General features: G+C 65.9%; 1 protein-coding gene. It reads right to left on the bottom strand.

Features of this window, described 5'->3' with window-relative positions:
• Window positions 1-213: 213 nt before the first annotated feature.
• On the bottom strand, window positions 214-1,560 hold the full coding sequence (locus ON44_RS33730) for an IS110 family RNA-guided transposase (protein WP_157187395.1): 1,347 nt from the start codon (window positions 1,558-1,560) through the stop codon (window positions 214-216).
• Between the last annotated feature and the right edge of the window lie 97 nt (window positions 1,561-1,657).

Here is a 1,657-nt window from a genome sequence, read left to right as displayed (position 1 = left end):
AAATCAGCGTAAGTGGTTTTGTGTCAAGCGGTTCGGTCGGTGCCTCGCCCGTCGTCGTCCCTGCATAGCAGTGATGGGGTTGATCCCAGCAGCGTGTAATCGGGTTGAGGTGACGACGGACGGGGCTGCCCATGATTTCCGGCGAGATCACGGTGTGTCTCTATGCCGCGTGGGGCTCGCCCCGACCGACCACTCGATGGGCGCCGGAAAGGTTCAGGCGGCCACCGGGATTGGGGGTCGTGTGCCGTGGGTTGCGGTCTGTGGATCCCAGCGTTGACCGGTGGTGACGACGGCATGCAGGTGGCGCAAGATCGTCGCGGCGATCGCGGCTTGGGCTTGGGTAGGGGTGAGTTTGTTGGTTACGCGCCCGGTCAGGTGCTGGTAACGGGCGGCATAAACGGGGTTGGCGCGTTGGGCGCCCCACACTGCCCGCCACGCGGCTAGGCGCAGGGCGGGTCGGCCTTGGCCGGTGAGTTTGGTGCGTCCGGTGAACGCGCCCGAGAGTTTCTCTCGTGGTGCCAGGCCTGCGTGTTTGACCACGGCGCGGGCGGTGGCGAAGCGGGTGGGGTCGCCAGTTTCGGCGAGGATCGCCGCAGCCCCGACCGCGGAGAGTCCGGTGATGGAGGTGACCAGGTCAGTGAGTCGAAGGTCGTTGAGCACGTTGATCATTCGAGTCTCGGTGTCGGTGAGTCGTCGTTGTTTTTCGGCCCAGTCGCCCAGCAGTAGTTGCACTCGTTCCAGCGCGCCGCGTCGGTGCGCGATCACCCCGGCGCGATCTTCGAGGGCGTTGAATAGGTTGCGCGCGATGCGCAGCGATGGCTTCTGACCGCCTCGGCGGGTGATCTCGCGGCGCACCGCATGCTCGAAGCGGGTCGAGCCGAGACGGCGAGTGCGGGCCAGGTCACCACCGTCGCGGTCGCAGACCACGCTCATCGCCGCGACCCAGGTCCGGGAACGAAACGGTTGCCGCGCGGTGTCCAACGCGGCCGGCCAAACACATTCCAGCAACGCGCGCAGCTGCTGGATTTGGCTGACCATCTCCACAAGCAACTGCTCACGGCGAGCACCCAGATGCCGCAACCGACCCCAGGTCTCATCGACCGGTTCGGGGATATAGCAGCGCAACTGCGCGGTCAACCGGGCGATCAGCACCGCGTCCTTCTCATCAGTCTTGTCGCAGGTCAAGTCCTCAGCACGGCGCGACCACGAGGTCATCGACGGCTGGACACAAACAAACGCCATGTCACGATCGGCGGCCAGCTGTCCCAACACCCGCCACCGATGTCCAGTCGGCTCACACGCCACGGTCACCCCGGCGAAACCCGCCGCGGTCGACCGCTGGGCCGCCCAATCCAGCGCGGCTCCCAGGTCCCAGGCGCGGCATCGGAATGTTTTGCGGGCCAAGACTTTCGAGTCGTGGTCGGTCACCACCACCATCTGTTTGCGGTCGGCCAGATCGATCCCGACGATGGCATTGCCCGGCCGGACCAGCGCCCGAAGCCGCGCCAAGCGCGCGTTTCGGTTGCGATCACCCCGGGACAAGCCACTACCGTTACCCATGAACGTCCTCCTCCTGCGATGGGACACCAAGCCCGACAAGCGCATCAGGAGGACGTTCACCCGTCCACACCGCGGCGCAGAACGTCTTTCTATGCCG

The sequence above is a fragment of the Nocardia vinacea NBRC 16497 genome, assembly GCF_000308835.1.
In the GTDB taxonomy this organism is placed as follows: domain Bacteria; phylum Actinomycetota; class Actinomycetes; order Mycobacteriales; family Mycobacteriaceae; genus Nocardia; species Nocardia vinacea.
This window is presented reverse-complemented; position numbering and strand designations above follow the sequence as displayed.

Excerpts from the sequence above, each read along its gene's own strand:
- ON44_RS33730 (WP_157187395.1), bottom strand. The coding sequence starts at position 1,560 with ATGGGTAACGGTAGTGGCTTGTCCCGGGGTGATCGCAACCGAAACGCG.